This is a genomic window from Lysobacter sp. Soil_C_15 (assembly GCF_057657315.1).
The window spans coordinates 138,404-160,230 of the sequence record NZ_JBDGIR010000009.1; the positions used below are offsets into that span (position 1 = coordinate 138,404).

Annotated in this window: 11 protein-coding genes; 7 read left to right on the plus strand and 4 right to left on the minus strand. The window is 69.3% G+C overall.

The features are described 5' to 3' along the window. Window position 1: 1 nt before the first annotated feature. From AC3A57_RS19345 to AC3A57_RS19355, 3 genes are all read right to left on the minus strand, one after another. Window positions 2-1,780, minus strand: a complete 1,779-nt coding sequence (locus AC3A57_RS19345; protein ID WP_487580400.1) for a phytoene desaturase family protein — start codon at window positions 1,778-1,780, stop codon at window positions 2-4. After that, window positions 1,770-11,261, minus strand: coding sequence for an HSAF biosynthetic non-ribosomal peptide synthetase/polyketide synthase (locus AC3A57_RS19350; protein WP_487580401.1), 9,492 nt, complete (start codon window positions 11,259-11,261; stop codon window positions 1,770-1,772). The genes AC3A57_RS19345 and AC3A57_RS19350 overlap by 11 nt, the downstream gene beginning before the upstream one ends. Before the next feature lie 98 nt (window positions 11,262-11,359). Beyond that, entirely contained in the window at window positions 11,360-12,169 is an 810-nt protein-coding gene (locus AC3A57_RS19355; RefSeq protein WP_487580402.1) for a sterol desaturase family protein, read from the minus strand. A 668-nt stretch (window positions 12,170-12,837) separates the two neighbouring features. Here AC3A57_RS19355 and AC3A57_RS19360 point away from each other — a divergent pair. From AC3A57_RS19360 to AC3A57_RS19375, 4 genes are all read left to right on the plus strand, one after another. Further along, window positions 12,838-13,611 carry a ferredoxin--NADP reductase gene (locus tag AC3A57_RS19360; RefSeq protein WP_487580403.1) on the plus strand — a complete coding sequence of 258 codons (774 nt, stop codon included), beginning with the start codon at window positions 12,838-12,840 and terminating at the stop codon, window positions 13,609-13,611. A gap of 100 nt (window positions 13,612-13,711) precedes the next feature. Beyond that, window positions 13,712-14,635 carry an arginase gene (gene rocF / locus AC3A57_RS19365; RefSeq protein ID WP_221673142.1) on the plus strand — a complete coding sequence of 308 codons (924 nt, stop codon included), beginning with the start codon at window positions 13,712-13,714 and terminating at the stop codon, window positions 14,633-14,635. A 409-nt stretch (window positions 14,636-15,044) separates the two neighbouring features. Beyond that, window positions 15,045-17,573: a TonB-dependent receptor gene (locus AC3A57_RS19370; protein WP_487580404.1), complete on the plus strand. Its 2,529-nt coding sequence runs from the start codon at window positions 15,045-15,047 to the stop codon at window positions 17,571-17,573. A 390-nt stretch (window positions 17,574-17,963) separates the two neighbouring features. Next, complete coding sequence (locus AC3A57_RS19375; protein ID WP_487580405.1) at window positions 17,964-18,464, plus strand: CinA family protein; 501 nt, start codon at window positions 17,964-17,966, stop codon at window positions 18,462-18,464. 195 nt (window positions 18,465-18,659) lie between these two features. On the opposite strand, the gene AC3A57_RS19380 is transcribed toward AC3A57_RS19375, so the two are convergent. Continuing rightward, window positions 18,660-19,601: a bifunctional helix-turn-helix transcriptional regulator/GNAT family N-acetyltransferase gene (locus AC3A57_RS19380; RefSeq protein WP_487580406.1), complete on the minus strand. Its 942-nt coding sequence runs from the start codon at window positions 19,599-19,601 to the stop codon at window positions 18,660-18,662. A gap of 120 nt (window positions 19,602-19,721) precedes the next feature. Here AC3A57_RS19380 and lexA point away from each other — a divergent pair, with 120 nt between their 5' ends. The 3 genes from lexA (at window position 19,722) to recA (ending at window position 21,792) form a co-directional block, all read left to right on the plus strand. Beyond that, window positions 19,722-20,369, plus strand: coding sequence for a transcriptional repressor LexA (gene lexA / locus AC3A57_RS19385; protein ID WP_487580407.1), 648 nt, complete (start codon window positions 19,722-19,724; stop codon window positions 20,367-20,369). 14 nt (window positions 20,370-20,383) lie between these two features. Then, window positions 20,384-20,584 (plus strand): KTSC domain-containing protein, encoded by a 201-nt coding sequence (locus tag AC3A57_RS19390; protein ID WP_487580408.1) that lies wholly within the window; start codon window positions 20,384-20,386, stop codon window positions 20,582-20,584. Between the two features lie 182 nt (window positions 20,585-20,766). Continuing rightward, window positions 20,767-21,792, plus strand: coding sequence for a recombinase RecA (recA, locus tag AC3A57_RS19395; RefSeq protein WP_487580409.1), 1,026 nt, complete (start codon window positions 20,767-20,769; stop codon window positions 21,790-21,792). Window positions 21,793-21,827: the final 35 nt, after the last annotated feature.

The following is a 21,827-nucleotide window of genomic DNA, read 5'->3' on the forward strand; positions in this document are numbered from 1 at the left end:
GTCAGGCGACGGGCGCCGGTGCGGTCGGGGCGGCGGCGTCCGCCGCGCGCAGCTTCGGTGTGCTGCGCTCCAGCGGCGGCCCCTTGTCCAGTTGCGGGAAATGGCCGAGCTGCTCGATCCGCCACGGCGCGGCGTTGCCGCTTTCCCAGGCCTTGAACGGCAGGCCCAGTTCCCGGCACAGGAACTGGATGACGAAGCGGCCGGTCGAGGCGGAGCGGATCAGGCCGCCGCCGCCGACCCAGTGTCCGGCCATCGAGAACCCGCCCAGGCCTTGCAGGCGCATGCGGTCCTTCTTGACCAGGTCGGCCATCAGGTCGTCGGCCTCGGGCGACTTCCAGGCCAGGATCGCGCCCTTGTAGTTGCCGGTGTAGCGCTCGGTCGAGGCCGGCGTGCCGACGTCGACCAGGCGGATCCGCGCGCCCAAGCCCGGATGGCGGCGTTCGAGGAACTCGCGCACGAACTCGGCGACCTGGCGCTTGAGCGCCCAGTACTGCTTGCGGTCGCTGCTGCGCAGGCGCTTCCAGTAGTCGTAGTCGCTGAAGTAGGTACAGTGCAGGATCGAGTGGCCGGGCGGGGCGAAACCCTCGCAATAGCGCGAGCGCAGCTGCACTACCAGGCTGCCCTGGACCGCGCCCGGCAAGGCGTCGGCGTCCTGCGCCGAGAGCAGGTAGGTGGTGCTGTGCGGCGTGTCCGCGGGCAGGTCGCCCTCGAAGCCGACGAAGGCCGAGACCACGCCGGGATAGCGCTCGCCGGGGCGGTCGAGCACCTGGTCGTAGAGCTTGTCCACGCGCGGGTTGCCGTACTTGCCGTCGAGCAGGCTGCGCAAGGCGGTCAGGCCGTCGCAGGCGGCGATCACGTGGTCGGCGTAGTGGCGCTCGCCGTTCTTGAGCTCGATTCCGATTGCGCGCCCGTTCTCGACCAGGATCCGGCTGACCCGGGCGCGGTAGTCGATGCGCCCGCCCAGTTCGAGGTAGCGCGCCTCGATCGAGCGCGACAGCCCGAGCGAGCCGCCCTGCGGGAAGCCGACGTTGCCGTTGTGCGCCTCGGCGATGTTGTACAGGTAGGGCACCAGGGAGAAATTGCCCGGGTCCTGGAAAAAGATGTTGCGCAAACCGCGGCGCAGCAAAGGGTCCTGGAAGCGGTCGGCGAAATCGTTCATCTGGGTCGCGCCGTTGCGCCAGAACAGCCGGAACGCCGGCAGCACCTGGCGCAGGGTGGCGTACTTCTCGCGCCAGCTCTCCAGCGGCGGCGGGGTCAGGAACGGATGCAGCGCCATCCGGGTGAAGCGGCGCAGGTCGTCGCAGAACTGCCGTATCAGCGGCGCGTCGATCGGCGACAGGTCGATCAGGTGGCGCTCGAGCCGGTCGGGATCGTTGTAGAAGGTGACCGAGCGGCCGTGCTCGTCGCTGACCGTGTTGAAGCTGTCGAACAGGCGGATCGACTTGCCGTCCAGCGCGCCCAGTTCGCGCCAGACCCGGTTGGCGTCGTTGCCGGCCGCGGTGCCGTTGAGCCACTCGATGCAGTAATCGAAGATGTAGCCCTGGCGCGACCAGGCGGTGCAGCAGCCGCCGGGCAGCACGTGCTTCTCGAAGATGCGCGTCTCCATGCCGCTCATCTGGCCGTAGCAGCCCGAGGCCAGGCCGGCCACGCCGGCGCCGATCACGATCACCCGCGGCTTGTCGCCGGGGCCGCGGGCGCGCGCCTCCCAGCGCGGCCCGTCGGCGGACTTGCCGCCGGCGCGCGCCGGCGGCTCGAGACGGTATCCGGAATCAGCCGGCATCGCTGACCTCCCCGACCAGGATGCCGCGCGCCAGCGCGGCGTTGAGGGCGATGTAGTCCTGGTCGAGCATGTCGGCGTGCTTGCCGAAACCCTTGAACACCTCGGTGCGGGTGGTCGAGCTGCCGTGCCAGGTGCCGCGGTGGCCGGTGCCGTAGAACACCACCTTGTCCTCGTCGGAGATCACGCTGACCGGGGCCGAGACCATCCCCGTGTTCGGGGTCTGGCTGCAGAAGCGGATGTAGTCCTTGGCCTGCTGCAGGGTCTCCTCGGCGACGATCTCCGAGCCGGTGTGCTTGCGCAGGTGCTCGCTGAGCTCGCGCTCGAACGCCTCGAAGTGCTCGTTGCCGAGCTCGAACGACTCCGGAATCCGGTACGAGTCCATGATCACCACGTTCGGCACCTCGCGGCCGCGGCGTTCCAGCTCCTTGGCCACTTCGAAGGCGAGGTTGCCGCCGAGCGAGTAGCCGAACAGGGTGCAATGGCCGTCGGCGTGGATGCTCTCGATCAAGTCGGCGTAGCTGGCGACCTTCTCGTCGCCGAGGATGTAGTTGAACGAAACGAACTCGTACTCGGGCAGGTGCACCGCGAGCTGGCGGTAGACCAGGCCGTGGCCGCCGGCCGGCGGGAAGCAGAAGATGGTCGGGCCGTGGCCGACGTTGAAGCGCAGATAGGGCTGGGCGCCGGCGATGCGGCCGGTACTGATCGCCTCCACCGTCTTGGCCATGCCGTGCAGGGTGGTGACTTTGAACAACTGGCTGACCGCGATGGCGATGTTGAACTCGGTCTGCAGGTTGTAGATCAGTTCGATCAGCTTGATCGAGCTGCCGCCGACCTCGAAGAAGTCGTCCTGCAGGCCGACCTGCTCCAGCCCGAGCAGGCGCTGCCAGTGCTCGGCCATGCGCAGCTCGAACAGGGTGGTCGGCGGTTCGAACTGCGCCGCGCCGGCGTTCGCGTCCGGCGCGGGCAGCGCGGCCAGGTCGACCTTGCCGTTGGCCGACAGCGGCAGGGCGTCGAGCTGGACGAAGCGCGCCGGGATCATGAAGGTCGGCAGGTAGCTGGCCAGGTGCTCGCGCAGCGCGCGCCAGTTCAGCCGTTCGCCGGCGTCGGCCGGCACGCAGTAGGCGCACAGCGAGGCTTCGCCGCGGCCGTCGTCGCGCACGGTCAGCACCGCCTCGCGGATCGCCGGCCAGGCGGCGAGCTGGGATTCGATCTCGCCGATCTCGACCCGGTGCCCGCGCACCTTGACCTGGCTGTCGACGCGGCCGATCAGCTGCACTTCGCCGGACGCGCTCCAGCGCGCCAGGTCGCCGCTGCGATACAGCCGGCGCAGGCGGCCGTCGCCGAGCTCGAGCTCGACGAAGCGCTGCTCGGTCTGGGCGTCGTCGCCGACGTAGCCGGCGCTGACCCCGCCGCCGCCGATCCACAGCTCGCCCGGGACTCCGGCCGGCACCGGCTGGCGGTGCGCGTCGAGGATGTACAGCTCGCTGTTCGGGAACGGACGGCCGATCGGCACCATCCGGCTGGGGTCGAGGTCGTCGGTCGGACCCTCGAAGTAGGTGCTGTCGATGGTCGCTTCGCTGAGGCCGTAGGAATTCACCACCCGGCTGGACGGCCCGGCCAGGGCGCGCAGGCGCCGGTACTCCTCGACCTTCCACACGTCCGAACCGACTGCGAGCAGGCGCATGAAGTCCAGGCGCCGGCCTTCGCGCTCGCAGTAGTCCATCACCGAGCGCACCACCGCCGGCACGAACTCGGCCGCATCGATTTGTTCGTCGAGCATGGTCCGGTACAGGCGCTCGGTATTGAACAGCAGCTCGCGCGGCACCAGCACCAGCTTGGCGCCGGAGCACAGCGCCCGCACCAGGTCGCCGGCGAACACGTCGAAGGAGAAGCTGGCCATCTGCAGATGGGCGCCGGTCTCGCTCAGGCGGTACTCGCGCTCCCAGCCCGCGTAGGCCGACGCCAGGTTGGCGTGGGTGACCCGCACCGCCTTGGGCTTGCCGGTCGAGCCGGAGGTGTAGATCACGTAGGCGGCGGACGACAGCGGCACCGCCAGGTCCAGCGCGGAGGCATCGGTGTCGGCGTCGGCGATCAGGTGCAGGTCGTCCGGGGTCAGCACGTCGCCGTCCCAGCCGGCCAGGCGCGCGCGGCGGCTTTCCTCGACCACCGCGAACCGGGCCTGGGCGTGGCTGGCCATGTAGGCCAAGCGCTCGGCCGGATAGTCCGGATCCAGCGGCAGGTAGGCGCCGCCGGCCTTGAGCACCGCGAGCAGGGTCACGATCAGTTCCGGCGACTTGTCCAGGCACAGCGCCACCACCGTGCCTGCGCCGACGCCGAGCTCGATCAGCTTGCGCGCCAGGCGGTTGGAGCGTCGCTCCAGTTCGCCGTAGCTGAGCTGCTGCACCGCGCCGGATTCGCTAGGCGCCGATACCGCGACCGCATCCGGCCGGGCGCGGGCGACTTCGCCGATCAGTTCGTGCACCGGGCGCGCGGCATCGACCGTGTCGGCCGCGCCGCTCCACTGCTCCAGCACCGTGCGGCGTTCGTCGTCGCCGAGCAGGCGCAGCCGGGCGATCGAGGTCGAGGCCGCGGCGCGGGTCAGTTCCTCGAGCAGGTTGACGTAATGCCCGGCCAGCCGCTGCATGGTCTGCGGCAGGAACAGGTCGGTGTTGTACTTGAACACGCAGTGGAAGCGCTGGTCGGCCTCGTCCTCGTAGGCCGACAGGGTCAGGTCGAACTGGCCTTCCTCTTCCGGCAGTTCGATGTACTCCAGGCGATAGCCGTACTTCTCGGTGGCGACCTTGTGCGCGAGCAGGATGAACATCGCCTGGAACACCGCCGAGCGGCTCGGGTCGTGCTGCAGGCCGAGCTTCTCGACCAGCAGCACGAACGGGTATTCCTGGTTGTCCAGGCCGTTGAGGACGATGCGCTGCACCTGCTCCAGCAGTTCGGCGACGCTGGGCTGCGAAGCCAGGTTGACGTGCAGCGGCAGCGGGTTGACGAAGTAGCCGTAGACCTGGGCGAACTCCTCCTGGGTGCGGCCCATGACCGGGCTGCCGACGATCACGTCGTCCTGGCCGGTGTAGCGGTGCAGCAGCAGGTAGTAGGCGCTCAGCAGCACCATGAACACGGTGACTCCGTTGTCGCGCGCCAGTTGGTGGATGCGCGCGCTCAGCTCGGGGTCGAGGGCGAAGAACTCCGACGCGCCGTTATGGGTCTGCACGATCGGGCGCGGCTTGTCGGTGGGCAGGTTGAGGATCGGCACCTGCGCCGGCAGATGGTCCTGCCAGTAGTCCAGCATCTTGGCCGCGTCGCGGGTGGCGAGGAAGCGGTTCTGCCAGTTGAGGAAATCCAGGTAGCGCGCGCGCACCGGCGCCAGCTGGACCTGTTCGCCGCGGCGCAAGCCCTCGTAGATCGACAGCAGTTCCTCGATGAAGGTGAAGGTGGAGATCGCGTCCGAGATGATGTGGTGGACGGCCTTCATGATCACCCAGCGGTCCGTGCCGCGCTTGAACAGGCGGAAGCGCACCAGCGGATCGTGCTCGAGGTCGTAGGGCTTGCGGTACTCGCGGATGATCTGCTGGTAGACCTCGTCCCAGGGCTTGTCCTGGACGTCGAACAGGGCCAGGTCGTGCTTGCCCTCGGCCGAGATCTTCTGCACCGCCTGGCCCTGGTCGAGCATGAAGTTGGCGCGCAGGCTGGGATGGCGGGCGATCAATCGGCGCACCGCTTCGAACATCAGCTCCGGCTCCAGCTCGGTGCGCACCTCGACCGCGCCGCCGATGTTGTAGGCGAAGCCGTCGGGGTTGAGCTGCTTGAGGAACCACAGCGCGTTCTGGTTCTGGGTCAGCGGATAGCGGGTTTCGTCGCTGTGGGCGACGAAGCCCGAGGCGTCGCTGTCGCCGCCGTCGCCGGCGACCAGTTCGGCCAGGCCGGCGTAGAGCTGGTCGCCGAGGGTGCCGATCGAGCTGCTGCTGAGCAGGGTGACCACCGGCAGGGCGACCTTGAGCTCGGTGTGGATGCGCGCGCGCAGTTCCATCGCCAGCAGCGAGTCCAGGCCCAGCGCGTTGAGGCTGGCGTCGGTGTCGATCTGCTCGCTCTTGATCCGCATCACCTGGGCGATCAGGGCATGGAAGCGCTCGTCGAGCAGGCGCCGGCGGGTGTCGCCGTCGGCGGCGCGGAAGGTTTCGACGAAACTGCCGCGCTCGCCGCTGTCGGCGCCGGCGCCGTGCTTGGCCAGCTCGCTCACCAGCGGCGGCGGCGAGGCGTACCAGGCCAGGAAGATCGGCCAGTCGACCACGGTCGCGACCAGCAACTGGGCGCGGTCCTGGCCGATCACGCGTTCCAGCACGTCCATGCCGGCGTCGGGCGAGAGCGAGCTCATGCCGCGGCTGTTGCGGTAATGGTCGATCAGGCCGAGCTCTTCGATCATGCCGGTGGCCCACGGGCCCCAGTCCAGGCTCAGCGCCGGCAGGCCGAGCGCGCGGCGGTGATGGGCGAGGGCGTCGAGGAAGGCGTTGCCGGCGGCGTAGTTGGTCTGGCCGGCGGTGGTCACCAGCGAGGCGATCGAGGCGAACAGGACGAAGTGCTCCAGCGGCTGGTCGATCAGGTGCCGGTGCAGCAGCCAGCCGCCGATCACCTTGGGGTCGTAGACCGGATCGAAGGCGTCGCGGGTCATTTCGCCGAGCAAGGTGTCGCGGACCTGGCCGGCGAGGTGGAAGGCGCCGCGGATCGGCGGCAGGTCGCGCTGCTTGTAGTCCTGCAGCCAAGCCGCGAGCGCGCCTTCGTCGGTGATGTCGAGCTGGGCCAGGATCGGCTCGGCGCCGAGCAGCTCTAACTGCTTGATGAAGCGCACGTTGCGGCCGACTGCGCTGGCCGGATCGGTGTCGCTCCATTGCGCGCGCGGCGGCAGCTTGCTGCGGCCGACCAGGATCAGCTTACGCGCACCGCGCTTGACCAGGGTGCGGCAGAGCAGCCGGCCGAGCGCGCCGAACGCGCCGGTGACCAGGTAGGCGCCGTCGGCGCGCAGGCGCAGCGGCAGCGGCCGGGTCAGCGCGTCGGCCGGCTGCAACCGGCTGGTGTAGCGCTTGCCGTCGCGCAGGGCGATCTCGTCTTCGTCCTGCTGCAGCATTTCGGCCAGCAGCACGTCGGCCTCGGCGCGGCGCGCCGCGTCGGCGGCTGCGCCGGTTGCTTCGCCGGCGGCCTGCAGGTCGATCAGCTTGCCGCGCTGGGCGACCAGTTCCTGGTACCACAGCACTCGGCCGATGCCCCAGGCCGGCGCGCCCAGCGGCTCGACGTCGTCGCGGTCGGCCACCGCCTGCGTGGCGCGGGTGACGATGTGCAGGCGCGCGTCGGGCTGCGAAGCCAGCAGCGCCTGGCTCAACGCGATCAGCGAATAGGCGCCGCGGGCGTTGCCGGCCTTGAGTTCGGTCGCATCGACCTGTTCCAGGTGCGGCTGGTCGAGATTCCACAGGTGGACGACGCGGGCGAACTCGCCGGCGCCGGCCTTGGCCAGATCGGCGAACAGTCGCTGCAGGTCCTTGAATGCGCCCGGCACCACCGTCGATTCGCGCAGGTCCTTTTCCAGCTTGTAGCGCTTGCCCGGACGGACCAGGTGCACGCGCTCGCCGCGCGCCTGCGCCAACGCGGCCAGTTCGTCGCCGACCCCCTGGGCATCGGCGAGGATCAGCCAGCTCGGCGCCGCGGCATCGCTCTGCGCCGGCGCCACTGCGGCGCTATCGTCGGCCGCCTCGGCCGCCGCGATCGGCGCCAGCTCGACCCAGCGGGTTTCGGCCAGCCAGTTGTCGATCGTCGCCAGGTTCACCTTGGCGCTGGCGTTCTCGACGTTGGCGGCGCGGAAGCCGGCGACATAGCCGAGCGGAGCGCCGTGCTCGTCGTAGACCGCGATGTCGCCGATCAGTTCGTCGCCGCCGTCGTGGCGCACGCGGGCGTGCACCCACAGGGCGCGGTCGCCGATCGCGTCGGTGCGCACCTCCTCGATCGACAGCGGCAGGCGGATGCCGCTGTCGGCGGGGCCGTCCTCGGCCTGCTGCAGGATCTGCGGCGTCAGCAGGGTCTGGAAGCAGGCGTCGAGCATGGCCGGGTGGAAGTGGTGGTCGGCCGCGCCGCCTTGCAGGCGTTCGGTCGGCACGATCCGGGCCAGGGCTTCGCCGCGGCCGACCCAGACTTCCTCGATGCCCTGGAACGCCGGGCCGTAGTGGTAGCCCATCCGCGCCAGCGCGTCGTAGCAGGCCGAGCGCGCCAGGAACAGCGGGCTGCGCTCGCGCACCGCGCGCACGTCCAGCGCCGCGCCGCCGCGCCGGCCCTGGCTGGCGCGCACGCTGCCGCTGGCGTGGACGGTGCGGTCCTGGCCGTCGGCGGACAGGCTGGAGACGTGGAAGCTGGCGCCGTCGGAGGCGAACGACAGCTGCACGGTCGCGGCTTCGGCATCGGGCAGGAACAGCGCCTTGCGCAGTTCGATGTCGGCGATCGCGGCCCCGTTGCCGCCGGTCAGCGCGCGCACGGCCTGGGTCGCCATTTCGATGTAGCCGGCGGCGGGGAACAGCACGTTGCCCTGGATGCGGTGGTCTTCCAGGTAGGGCATGCGTTCGGCATCGAGCTTGGCTTCCCAGGTCGGTTCGGCCACCGCCATGCGCCGGCCGAGCAGGGCGTGATCGAGCTGGCCGAGGCGGACCTGTTCGACCGGACGCGGTTCGACCCAGTAGCGGTCGCGCTTGAACGGATAGCGCGGCAACGGCAGCGGGCGGCCCTGCGCATGCAGCGTGTTCCAGTCGATGCTCGCGCCGAGGTTGTGCAGGCCGGCCAGCGAGGCGGCGAAGCGCGCGGCCTCGTCTTCCTGGCGACGGATCGAGGGCAGGCTGCGCGCGCTGGCGCCGCGCGCGGCGAAGCATTCGTTGATCGAGTGGCCGAGCACCGGGTGCGGACCGATTTCCAGGAACAGGTCGTAGCCGTCGTGGGCCATCTGGTCGATCGCGGCGCGGAAGCCGACGCTGTTGCGTACGTTCTCCCACCAGTAGCCGGCGTCGAGTTCGTGGCCGGCGGCGATGCCGGGCTTGGCGGTCATGTACAGCGGCACCTGCGCCGGATGCGGCGCCAGGCCGTCCAGCGACTCCAGCAATTCGTCCTTGATCAGGTCCATCTTGGCGCTGTGGTAGGGCACGCGCACGCTCAGGAACTTGGCGAACAACTGCTCGGCCTGCAGCTTCTCGGCCAGTTCGGCCAGCGCGTCCTGGTCGCCGGCCAGGGTGATCGCGGTCGGGCTGTTGACCGCGGCGACCGAGACCCGGTCGCCGTAGGGGCGCACCCGGCGCAGGGCTTCGGCTTCGGTCAGGCTGACCGCGAGCATGGTGCCGGTGTCGACCAGCTTCTGCTGCAGGCGGCTGCGGTGCACGACCACCCGCACCGCCTGCTCCAGGGTGTAGACGCCGGCCTCGTAGAAGGCCGCGACTTCGCCGGTGCTGTGGCCGACGATGGCATCCGGGCGCACGCCCTTGGCCCGCCACATCGCCGCCAGGGCGATCTGCACGGCGAAGTTGGCCGGCTGCGCCAGCCAGGTCTCGCTCATCTTCGATTCGGCTTCGGCGGCGTTCATCTCGGCGATCAGCGACCAGTCGACATGCTTGGCCAGTTCGCGATCGCAACGTTCGATGACCTCGCGGTAGACCGGCTCGTTGTCGAACAACTGCCGGCCCATCGCCCACCATTGCGGGCCCATGCCGGTGAACACCCAGGCCAGCTTCGGCGGCGTCGCGCGGCGTTCGTCGGCGACCAGGTGCGGATGCGCTTCGCCGGCGGCGAACGCGGCCAGGCGCTCGCGCAGCGATTCGCGGCTGTCGTAGACGACGCCCAGGCGCGACTCCAAGTGCTGGCGGCGATGGGCGAGGGTGTAGCCCAGGTCGCGCAGATCGACGGCCTCGTCGCCTTCGCGCTCCAGTTCGCGTGCGATGCCCGCGGCCAGGGCCGGCAGCACCGAGGCGTCGCGCGCGCTCAGCGGCAGCACGTTGTAGCCGCCGGCGGCGCGGCCGGCGTTGTCGCCGGCGGCGACGGCCAGCGGCGCCAGCGGCGGCGCTTCCTCCAGCAGCACGTGCGCATTGGTGCCGCCGAAGCCGAACGAGTTGACCCCGGCGCGGGCCGGGCCCTCATGCGCCGGCCAAGGCGTGACCTGGGTCGGAATCTTGTACGGCATCGAGGCCAAGTCGATGTCCGGGTTGACCGTCTGCAGGTTGATGTGCGGCGGGATGGTCTTGTGCTTGAGCGCGAGCGCGGTCTTGATCAGGCCGGCGACGCCGGCGGCGGCCTCGGTGTGGCCGATGTTGGTCTTGACCGAGCCGACGTAGCACTCGTCGCCGGGTTTGCGCCCGACCGCCAGCGCGCGGCCCAGCGCCTTGGCCTCGATCGGGTCGCCGACCGGGGTCGAGGTGCCGTGGGCTTCCATGTACTGCAGGCTGCCCGGCACGATCCCGGCTTCGCGGCAGACGCGCTCGATCAGCGCGACCTGGGCGTCGGGATTGGGCACGGTGATGCCGTTGCTGTGGCCGTCCTGGTTGACCCCGGTGCCGACGATCACCGCATAGATCGGGTCGCCGTCGCGCAGCGCGTCGTCCAGGCGCTTGAGCGCGACCAGGCCGACGCCCTCGGCGCGCACGTAGCCGTTGGCGGCGGCGTCGAAGGTGCGCGACTTGCCTTCCGGCGACAGGAAACCGCCCTTGGTTTCGGCGATGGTGTACTGCGGGGTCATGTGCAGCAGAGTGCCGCCGGCCAGGGCCAGGCTGGTCTCGCGCCGGCGCAGGCTCTGGCAGGCCAGGTGCACCGCGACCAGCGAGGAACTGCAGGCGGTGTCGATCGACAGGCTGGGGCCGCGGAAGTCGAAGCAGTACGAGATCCGGTTCGACGCCATCGTCATCATCGTGCCGGTCGCGGTGTGCGCGGCCAGGGTCTCGAAGCTGAGATCGGCGAACTGGACGATCTTGTAGTCCAGGGTGAAGGCGCCGACGAACACGCCGATGTCGCGGCCGGCCAGTTCGGCAGGCTTTTGGCCGCCGTCCTCCAGCGCCTCCCAGGCGACTTCCAGCAACTTGCGCTGCTGCGGATCCATGTAGTCGGCCTCGCGCGGGCTGATGCCGAAGAACGCCGGATCGAATTCGTCGAAGCCCTCGATGTAGCCGCCGCGGCCGCCGACCAGGCGGCCGGGCTTGCTCTTGTCGCGGCTGCCCAGGGTGGCCACGTCGTAGCGGTTGAGCGGCGTATCGGTCAGGCAGTCCTTGCCTTCGATCAGGTTCTGCCAGAAGCCGCGATGGTCGCAGGCGCCGCCGGGCAGGCGGCAACCGATGCCGACGATGGCGATGCGTTCGAGCGGCTCGTGCGCCTGGCCGGCCGCGGCCTGCGCGGCGGCATCGGCGGCTGCGGGCGCGGCGCCGTCGGCGTGGTCGCGGAGGGAGGCGTTCTTGCTGGGGTCCGTCATGATCGAGTCCTTGTTCTTTACGTCGGGCGACGCCGGGGAGGTGAGGGACGGGCGATGAAAGTCGTGGCGCTACCGCGCGCCATTCGGCAACGCAGCGTTCACGGCGCGCGCTTGGCGCGCGGCCGCAGCGGATGGATCAGGGTCGAGAACACCGCGCCGGTGCGCGGAAACGAACCGGGATCGAACAGGCCGATCCCGCGCGGCCGCCGATCCGGCCGCCAGGTGTAGCTGCCGAACAGCCGGTCCCAGATCGACAGGTCCGAGCCGAAATGACCGGCTTCGCTGCGGTCGCAGCTGTGGTGCATGCGGTGCAGCTCGGGGCTGGCGAGCAGTTGGTTGAGCCAGCCCAGGCGCACGTCGATGTTGGCGTGGACGAAGTAGCCCTGGGCGATGACGAAGATGCCGACCGCGTACAGCGACGGCGCCGAGAAGCCGGCCAGGGCCAGCGGCAGCTGCACCGCGAACTGCGACAGCACCACGTCGAACACGTGGTTGACGCCGTTGTTGGCGACGTTGACCTTGTCCGGCACGTGATGCACGCCGTGCAGGCGCCACAGCAGCGGGATGTCGTGGCCGGCGCGATGGATCGCGTAGCTGGCCAGCGAGCTGAGCAACAGCGCGAGCGGGATCTCGGCCCACAGCGGCAGCGCCGGATCCAGCGGCGACAGCGCCGCCACCGCCGCCGCGACCGGCAGCTGAGCGAACGCGCCGGCGCTCACGGTGAGCACGAAATAGACCGCGTACAGGCCCCATTCGCGTCCGCTGGGCTGCCATGCGCGCTGGTACGGAATAATAAATTCGAGAATCGCCAGATAGAAAATAGTGGCGAACACGAACCCGAAACTGGCCGGACCCGGGTCCCAGTCCAGAATCAGGCCGGCGCCCGCATAAGTAACTACCGCCAGCATCAGCAAAGGATGGGCGATATAACGCAGCAGCCGGCGCCGCCGCCGCGCCGGCGCGACTGGCGCCGTCTTTGCGGAGGCGGCGTGAAAAGGAGGTGAAATGGAAACTTCTAGTTTCTGATCACAATTTTCTACCGCGACGCCAATCACCATTCGTTCGGAATCAGTAGGCGCGCTCATGACGGTATTTCCGCAATATTCTGGAATATACGCGGCGAATCCGGCGCTGCGCGCGATAAACGGCGCGGATATGCGACGTGTCCTGCGCAAATTGTTGATTTGTCGAGATTTGTGCCTGACTGCCGAACGTCCATGCGAGCCTCAGGGTGACCAAGGGCGTCAGCTGACGCACGCGGTCAGGGCGTGGTCGCTGTTTGCGGGGAAGGGGATTTGCCGCGAATTCCGATTTTCTCGGGCGGCTAATAATCGACGCTAGCCCGAGCCGCAGTCAAAGGCGCAGTCCCGCTGGGCGAGTGACGCTGATCATTCTTTGGAACATTGATTCCCAAGTGGGAAATATTATGTGCTGGTATTGGTGGGCCGAATCGCCGCCGGCGCCGATGCGAGCCGCCCGCGCTGGCACCCAATAATGACGCCCGCACGTCAGCCGCGTGACGAATATCGCCACGCGCGGGTGCGGCCGGGAATTTTCATAACAAGGAGTCAGGACGATGCAGTTGGCGACAGAGCGCGTTATCGAGGTCAAGCACTGGAACGACAGCCTTTTCAGCTTCCGCACCACCCGCGACCCCGGCTTCCGCTTCGACAGCGGCCACTTCGTCATGGTCGGCCTGGAGGTCGAGGGCCGGCCGCTGATGCGCGCCTACTCGATCGCCAGCGCGCACTACGAAGACCATCTGGAGTTCTTCAGCATCAAGGTGCCCGACGGTCCCTTGACTTCGCGCCTGCAACACATCAACAACGGCGATTCGATCCTGGTCAGCCGCCGGCCCACCGGCACCCTGGTGCTCAACGATCTCAACCCGGGTAAGCGCCTGTATCTGCTCGGCACCGGCACCGGCCTGGCGCCGTTCCTGAGCATCGTCCGCGACCCCGCCACCTACGAGCGATTCGAAACCGTGGTCCTGGCGCACGGCGTGCGCCACGTCAGCGACCTGGCCTACGCCGATTTCCTCGAGCGCGAACTGCCGGCGCACGAGTTCCTCGGCGAGGCGGTGCGCCGCCAGCTCAAGTACTACCCGAGCGTGACCCGCGAGCCGTTCCGCAACCGCGGCCGGATCACCGACGCGATCGCCGACGGTCTGATGGCGAAGACCCTGGGGTTGCCGCCGCTGAACCCGGCCGAAGACCGGGTGATGCTGTGCGGCAGCCCGCAGATGCTCGAAGACACTTCGACACTGCTGGAAGGGCGCGGCTTCAAGCCCTCGCCGCGCACCCGCGAGCCGGGCGACTTCGTGATCGAGCGCGCCTTCGTGGAGAAGTGACCCGGCCGCGCGCTGCCCGCCGCTTCCTTTCATCCGCGCCACCGCCGTCGCCGCCGCTGCAGGCGGCGCGGCGCTGCGCCCCTGCCTGAGGATTCGCACCATGAGTCGCACTGCCACCCCGGTCAGTCTGATCGGCGCGCCCACCGACGTCGGCGCCGGCGCGCGCGGCGCGCGCCTGGGACCGGAAGCCCTGCGCATCGCCGGACTGACCGAGGCCCTGCGCGGCCTGGGCCTGGACGTCGCCGACCGCGGCAACCTCGACGGCCCGCCCAACCCCTGGTCGTCGCCGGTCGGCGGCTACCGCCATCTCGACGAGGTGGTGGCCTGGAACCGCAACGTGATGGACGCGGTCGCCGCCGAACTGCGCGAGGATCGGGTGCCGATCCTGCTCGGCGGCGACCACTGTCTCGGCCTGGGCTCGATCACCGCGGTCGCCCGCCATTGCCGCGAACGGCGCAAGAAGCTGCGCGTGCTGTGGCTGGATGCGCACGCCGACTTCAACACCCACGAGATCACTCCGACCGGCAACATGCACGGCATGCCGGTGGCCTGCCTGATCGGCATGGGGCCGCCGTGCCTGACCCGGCTCGGCGGCGAAGCGCCGGCGATGCAGGTCGGCGAGATGCGCCAGATCGGCACGCGTTCGGTCGATCCCGGCGAGAAGCAGCTGATCAAGCAGCTCGGTCTGCCGGTGTACGACATGCGCCGGATCGGCGACATCGGCATCAAGCGGGTGATGGAGGAGGCGCTGGACGGCATCGACGCCGACACCCATCTGCACGTCAGCTTCGACGTCGACTTCCTCGATCCCAGCATCGCCCCCGGCGTCGGCACTGTGGTCGCCGGCGGGCCGAACTACCGCGAGGCGCAACTGGCGATGGAGATGATCGCCGAGAGCGGCTGCATCGGCTCGCTGGACATCGTCGAGCTCAACCCGATCCTGGACCGCGACAACCACACCGCCCTGATCGCGATCGATCTGGTCGAGAGCCTGTTCGGCAAGTCGACGTTGGCGAGGGCTTGAGGGCGGGGTTCGCGATTCGGGATTTGGGACTCGGGACTCGGGACTCGGGACTCGCGGCGGGCGCCCTGGGCGACGCGCAGCGGCGCTTGCTGCGCGAGACCGCTGCGGCGCGCGCCTGCAGTTGTCCGACTCCGGTCCCGAGCGAACGTTCGTACGAATAGGCGCTTATACCCCTGAGGACCGCGTTCCGCGCGACGCGAGTGTTGCGCCGCGGCACGCTGGTTGTGATCGTCGTGCTAGTTTCGGCGGCACGGCCGCACGCACGCTCCGGCACGGCGGCCGCCATCGCTTCCGAATTACGTAACGATCTGTGATGCGAGCCGCTCCGGATGCCACGACGCCGCGCGTCGCGGCCGCGGTCCGCGTCGCCGAACTCGAAATCGTCGTTCGCCATCAAGGGGAAAACTCAATGATCGCTCGCCCGCCGGCCCGTAAGTCCCTGTCTTTGGCCATCGCCCTGAGCATGGCCGCGCTCGCCGCGAACGTGCAGGCGCAACAGGCGCCGGCCGCCGCGGAAGATACCGAGGCCAAGACCCTGGCCGGACTGACGGTCACCGCGCAGAAGCGCGAGGAGGCGATGCAGGACGTGCCGATCGCGATCACCGCCTTGCCCGAACAATTGCTGCAGGACAGCGGCGTGCGCGACATCAAGGATGCGCAGATGCTGGTGCCGGGCCTGACCGTGACCAGCACCCAGAGCGAGGTGCAGACGGTGGCGCGCATCCGCGGCATCGGCACGGTCGGCGACAACGCCGGCCTGGAGTCCTCGGTCGGGGTGGTCGTCGACGGCGTGTACCGGCCGCGCAACGGCGTCGGCTTCGGCGACCTCGGCGAGATCGAGCGGATCGAGGTGCTGAAGGGCCCGCAGGGCACGGTGTTCGGCAAGAACACCTCGGCCGGGGTGATCAACGTCATCACCCGCCGACCCAGCTACGACACCACGCTGGAAGGCGAGCTGACCGTCGGCAACTACGGCGCGCTCGGCGCCGCCGCCTCGTTCAATACCGCGATCGGCGAAAACGCCGCATTCCGCATCTACGGCGCCAAGCGCAAGCGCGACGGCTTCACCGACGTCGAGATCGGCCGCGGCCCGCGCCGCGAGCGCGAGGACGGCGACCAGAACTTCCACACCGTCCGCGCCCAGTTGCTGCTCGAGCCGACCGAGAACCTGGACATCAACCTGATCGCCGACTACACCGGCCGCGAGGAGAACTGTTGCGTCGGCCTGACCACGGTGCGCGGCCCGACCGCGGCGATCATCAACGCCCTGGTCGGCGGGGTCGGCGTGGCGCCAGTGGCCGACCCGTTCGCGCGGGTGGCCTGGAGCAACCGGCCGACCACCCAGGACATCAAGGACAAGGGCGTGTCGGCCCAGGTCGACTGGATCACGCCCTGGTTCGGCGGCGCGACCCTGACCTCGATCACCGCCTCGCGCGACTGGCAGGCGATCAACGGCCTGGACTTCGATTTCACCGCGGCCGACATGATCTACCGCAACCCCGACCCGGACGAGTCTTTCACCGGCTTCAAGCAGTTCAGCCAGGAGTTCCGCCTGACCGGCGCCACCGACAAGCTGGACTGGATGGTCGGCCTGTTCTATTCCGACGAAGACCTCAAGCGCCACGATTCCTACAGCCTGGGCGCGCACTACGAGCCCTACCTGTCGACCGCGGTGCTGAGCCAGATCGCCGCGCGCTTCCCGGCCGGGGTGGTCAACACCGCCAACGCCGCGACCTTCCTGTCGCAGGCCAGCGGGCGGCCGTTCGGCAGCAATTTCGGCGGCCTGGGCGCGCTCGACCGCTACGACCAGAACAGCAAGAGCGTGGCCTTGTTCACCAACAACACCTGGCACGCGACCGACGCGCTCGACATCACCTTGGGCCTGCGCTACACCAAGGAGAACAAGGAACTGGATTCGGTCTACAGCAATCCCAACGGCGGCCTGGGCTGCGGCGCGGCGATGGCCAACCCGGCCCGGGTCGGCGCGGCCCTGGCCGCGCGCGGCGTGCCCGCGGCGGCGCGCGCGGCGCTGGTCCCGCAAGTGATCGGCTTCATGTGCCTGCCCTGGGCCAATACCTTGCACAACGGCCGCACCACCAACCAGGAGCGCGACGAGAAGGAATGGTCGGGCACGCTCAAGGCGGCCTACCGCTGGAACGAGCACGTCATGGGCTACGCCTCGGCCGCGCGCGGCTACAAGGCCGGCGGCTTCAACCTGGACCGGGTGCAGTCTTCCAACGGCCTGTCCTCGGGCACGGCCGGCATCGCCCCGGTCGACGACACCTCGTTCCCGGGCGAGTTCGTCGACAGCTACGAGCTCGGCGCCAAGACCACCTGGGCCGGCGGCAACCTGCTGCTCAACGCGACCTTGTTCCACCAGACCTACAGCGACTTCCAGCTCAACAGCTTCCTCGGCACCAGCTTCGTGGTGCGCTCGATTCCGGAAGTGGTGTCGCAGGGCATCGACACCGAGATCCTGTGGCAGACCGGGCTCAAGGGGCTGATGCTGCAGGGCGGGTTGATGTACGCCGACACCCGCTACGGCGACGACCCGCTGCCCGACGCCGACCTGGCCAAGTTGCCCGGCTCGCGCGCCAGCTTCGCGCCGCTGTGGTCGGCCTCGGCCTCGGCGACCTACCAGTGGGACTTCGGCCCCGACCTGGTCGGCCGCGCCCACCTCGGCGCCAAGTTCTCCTCCGACTACAACACCGGCTCCGACCTCGACCCGGAAAAGGGCCAGGACGCCTACACCGTGGTCAACGCCCGGCTCGGCATCGGCGCCAAGAACCGGCGCTGGATGGTCGAGGCCTGGGCGATCAACCTGACCGACGAGGAATACAAGCAGGTCGGCTTCGACGCGCCGCTGCAGACCGGCTCCTGGAACGCCTTCCTCGGCGCCCCGCGCACCTACGGCGTCACCCTGCGGGTCATGTACTGACCGCAGCGCGGCGCGACCGGACCCCGATCGCGCCGCTTCCCCCTGTAGGAGCGGCGTCCCACAGGGATCGCCTTCGGTCGCCAGCCGCGACCGCGCCCGCTAACCGCGTGCTTGTCCAGCGCCCCTTGTAGGAGCGGCGTAAGCCGCGACCGCGGGACGCGCAGACGACCCAAGGCCGACGCCATCGATCGAAGCCCAAGGCCGTCGCCTGTAGGAGCGGCGCCCCACAGGGATTTCCCTTCGGTCACAAGCCGCGACCGCGCGGTCGCGGTCGCGCGCCGTCTGCCGGGCAGGGCGCGGTTACTGCGCTCAGGCCCGGCGCGCCCGACGACCCGGCCAGCCGCCCCACCCAGCAAAGCCCACCGCGCCGCGCCGGCTATAGTGGCGGCCATGACGCCCGAGACCTCCGACCCCGCCCTGCAGACGCTCGCCGCCGGCATCGGCGAAGCCGCCCGCCTCAACCACCACATGCTGGTCACCGCCGAAAGCTGCACCGGCGGCTGGATCGCCAAGACCCTGACCGACATCGCCGGCTCCTCGGCCTGGTTCGAATGCGGCATCGTCGCCTATAGCTACGAAGCCAAGCAGGCCCTGCTGAGCGTGCGTCCGCAGACTCTGGAACAGTTCGGCGCGGTCAGCCGCGAGACGGTGATCGAAATGGTCTCCGGCGCCCTGGCCAACACCGGCGCCACCGTCGCGGTCGCGGTCACCGGCATCGCCGGCCCCGGCGGGGGCACCGAGGACAAGCCGGTCGGCACGGTGTGGCTGGCCTGGAAGCGCCGCGGCGGCTACCCGCGCGCCGAAGCCTTCCATTTCGACGGCGACCGCGAAGCGGTGCGGCGCCAGACCGTCGCCGCGGCGCTGCGCGGACTGGAAGCGCTGACGGTCTGAGCCGGGCAGGGCAGGCATCGTCGAGGCGCTGCGGCGAGACTGCGCGGCGTGCCCGGCGAGCCGCGCCCGATCGCAGCGCGGCTGCCGACCGACGGACTCGGCCGAATCCGATCGCGGTGTCCGGCCCGAGGCCGCACCCCGATGCCGCCGCCGGCACCGATGCGGCCGATACGCCTCGGCGATGCGCGATTCCCGTCAATCCAGCGCGCGCTCCCACACCTGCCCGACCAGGTCGTGGCCGAAACTGCGGTGCGGGTTCTCTTCGACCAAGGCGAAGCCGCAGGCCTGGTAGAGGCGCCGCGCCGCGACCAGGACATCGTTGGTCCACAGCCGCATCCGCGCATAGCCAGCCTCGCGGGCGAAGTCGAGGCAGGTATCGACCAGGCGCCGGCCCACGCCCAGGCCGCGCGCGCGCGGGTCCACCAGCAGACAGCGCAACTGGGCCACGGTCGGGTCGTCGGCGTGGGCGACCAGGAACACGCAGCCGACCCGTTCGCCGTCGATCTCGGCGATCCAGCAATGCTCGCGGGCCGGGTCGTGGCGCGCGGCGAACTGAGCGAACAACTGCGCCACCAGCGCCTCGAACTCGTGGTTCCAGCCGTACTCCTGCGCGTACAGGCGGCCGTGACGCTCGATCGCCCAACCGATGTCGCCGACCGCGTGCGCGCGGATGCGCAACCGCTGCGGCGCCGGCAAGGCGTGCGGGGTCAGCGCGCGCTCGGCTTCGGCGATGGCGCGCAGCAGGCGGTCGCGATCCAGCGGCGACAGCGTCGCCAGCATCGCCGCGGTGGCGGCATGCGAACTGCGGTCGAGCTCGGCGAAGGCGTTGCGGCCCGGGCCGGTCAGGCGCAGCGCGAAGCTGCGCGCGTCGCGTTCGCTGCGCTGCTTCTCGACCAGCCCGGCGTCGACAAAGGCCTGCACGATCCGGCTCAGATAGCCCGGATCCAGCCCCAGCGTTTCGCCGATTTCGCGCGCCGCCACCGGTTCGCGCTGGGCCAGTTCGAACAACACCCGCGCCTGGGTCAGGGTGTAGGGGCTGTCGAGCAGGTCCTCGCGCAGCACGTCGATGCGGCGGGTATAGAAGCGGTTGAAGGCACGGACGGCATCGACCTGGGCGGGGGCGATTTCAGCGCTCATGGCGGCGGCTCGCGAGGAGGGCGGGGCGCGGTCAAATTGCGCGAACTATTTGACTTAGTCAATTAGTTCGCGGACGAGCGGCCTTGCTCGCTTAGTGAGTTAGTAGTATTACTACTAACCATGAGCCTGACCGACACCCAGCAAGCCATCCTGGCCCTGATCGCCGAGCGCATCGACGCCGAAGGCCTGCCGCCGTCGCAGACCGAGATCGCCAAGGCCTTCGGTTTCAAGGGCGTGCGCGCCGCGCAGTATCACCTCGACGCGCTCGAGGCGGCCGGCGCGATCGAACGCGTGCCCGGCCGCGCCCGCGCCATCCGCGTTCTGCAACCGCCGCCGCAGGCCCAGCGCGAACTCGGCCTGGCCCCGGCCAACGAAGAAGCCCTGCGCCTGCCGGTGCTGGGGCGGGTTGCGGCCGGCGCGCCGATCGGCGCCGGCGCCGGGGTCGAACCCGACGATTACGTCCTGCTCGACCGCAACATGTTCTTCCCGTCGCCCGACTACCTGCTCAAGGTCAAGGGCGATTCGATGCGCGAGGAGGGCATCTTCGACGGCGACCTGATCGGCGTGCACCGCACTCGCGACGCGCGTTCCGGCCAGATCGTGGTCGCGCGCATCGACGACGAAATCACCGTCAAGCTGCTCAAGATCGGCAAGGACCGCATCCGCCTGCTGCCGCGCAACCCCGACTACGCGCCGATCGAAGTCCAGCCCGACCAGGACTTCGCGATCGAAGGCCTGTACTGCGGGCTGGTGCGGCCGAACCGTTGAGCTGGGAGCGGGCGATGGAAATGATCCGGATTTCCTCTTCGGCGATCGCGGCGGTCGGCTACGACCCGCTGACCCAAAGGCTTAAAATCCGCTTCGTACAGGGGCACGCCTACGATTATTTCGGGGTGCCGCAACATGTCCACACCGGTCTGATGCAAGCCCATTCGATCGGAAATTACTACAACGACCACATTCGGGACCGGTATCAGGGCTGATCGCAGGCGGCGGTTTCGCTCACCCGAAGATGCGGCAAAACCCCACGCGGGGATCGGCAGCCGACCGGCTGCCGAGCCTGGATCGGTCGAATAATTTAGCTCTGGGCGCCACGATCTCAGCCTCTGCGATGCGAGCCCTCTAACGTACCCCCACCACGACAAGACTCAGCAAGGACACCACGATGGACGAGAACAAGAAGCGCGCGCTTGCGGCGGCCCTGGGCCAGATCGAGAAGCAGTTCGGCAAGGGCTCGGTGATGCGCATGGGCGACCGCGCGGTCGAGGCCGCCGAGGTCGTCGGCACCGGCTCGCTGATGCTCGACATCGCCCTGGGCATCGGCGGCCTGCCCAAGGGCCGCGTGGTCGAGATCTACGGTCCGGAGTCCTCGGGCAAGACCACCCTGACCCTGCAGGCCATCGCCGAATGCCAGAAGAACGGCGGCACCGCCGCCTTCATCGACGCCGAGCACGCGCTCGACCCGATCTACGCCGCCAAGCTCGGGGTCAACATCGACGACCTGCTGGTCTCGCAGCCCGACACCGGCGAGCAGGCGCTGGAGATCGCCGACATGCTGGTGCGCTCGGCCGCGGTCGACATGGTCGTGGTCGACTCGGTCGCCGCGCTGACCCCGAAGGCCGAAATCGAAGGCGAAATGGGCGACCAGCTGCCCGGCCTGCAGGCCCGCCTGATGAGCCAGGCGCTGCGCAAGCTGACCGGCAACATCAAGCGCTCCAACGTGCTGGTGATCTTCATCAACCAGCTGCGCATGAAGATCGGCGTGATGATGCCGGGCCAGAGCCCGGAAACCACCACCGGCGGCAACGCGCTGAAGTTCTACGCCTCGGTGCGCCTGGACATCCGCCGCATCGGTTCGATCAAGAAGGGCGACGAGATCATCGGCAACCAGACCAAGATCAAAGTGGTCAAGAACAAGCTGGCGCCGCCGTTCAAGCAGATCGTCACCGAAATCCTCTACGGCGAGGGCATCTCGCGCGAGGGCGAGCTGATCGACATGGGCGTGGACGCCAAGCTGGTCGAGAAGTCCGGCGCCTGGTACAGCTGCGACGGCGAGCGCATCGGCCAGGGCAAGGAAAACGCCCGCCAGTACCTCAAGGAAAACCCCGAGATGGCCGCGCGCCTGGAGGCGGCGCTACGCGAGAAGTTCGTCCCCGGCGAAGCTTCGCGCGGCGAAGAAGTCGAGGACTGAGCGGTCTAACCGGCGACAGCGATGGCGGCGGATCG

Coding starts and splice junctions, on each gene's coding strand:
- AC3A57_RS19375 (WP_487580405.1), top strand. CDS start 17,964: ATGACGCCCGAGACCTCCGACCCCGCCCTGCAGACGCTCGCCGCCGGC.
- AC3A57_RS19350 (WP_487580401.1), bottom strand. CDS start 11,261: ATGACGGACCCCAGCAAGAACGCCTCCCTCCGCGACCACGCCGACGGC.
- AC3A57_RS19370 (WP_487580404.1), top strand. CDS start 15,045: ATGATCGCTCGCCCGCCGGCCCGTAAGTCCCTGTCTTTGGCCATCGCC.
- AC3A57_RS19390 (WP_487580408.1), top strand. CDS start 20,384: ATGGAAATGATCCGGATTTCCTCTTCGGCGATCGCGGCGGTCGGCTAC.
- rocF (WP_221673142.1), top strand. CDS start 13,712: ATGAGTCGCACTGCCACCCCGGTCAGTCTGATCGGCGCGCCCACCGAC.
- AC3A57_RS19345 (WP_487580400.1), bottom strand. CDS start 1,780: ATGCCGGCTGATTCCGGATACCGTCTCGAGCCGCCGGCGCGCGCCGGC.
- recA (WP_487580409.1), top strand. CDS start 20,767: ATGGACGAGAACAAGAAGCGCGCGCTTGCGGCGGCCCTGGGCCAGATC.
- AC3A57_RS19360 (WP_487580403.1), top strand. CDS start 12,838: ATGCAGTTGGCGACAGAGCGCGTTATCGAGGTCAAGCACTGGAACGAC.
- lexA (WP_487580407.1), top strand. CDS start 19,722: ATGAGCCTGACCGACACCCAGCAAGCCATCCTGGCCCTGATCGCCGAG.
- AC3A57_RS19355 (WP_487580402.1), bottom strand. CDS start 12,169: ATGCTGGCGGTAGTTACTTATGCGGGCGCCGGCCTGATTCTGGACTGG.
- AC3A57_RS19380 (WP_487580406.1), bottom strand. CDS start 19,601: ATGAGCGCTGAAATCGCCCCCGCCCAGGTCGATGCCGTCCGTGCCTTC.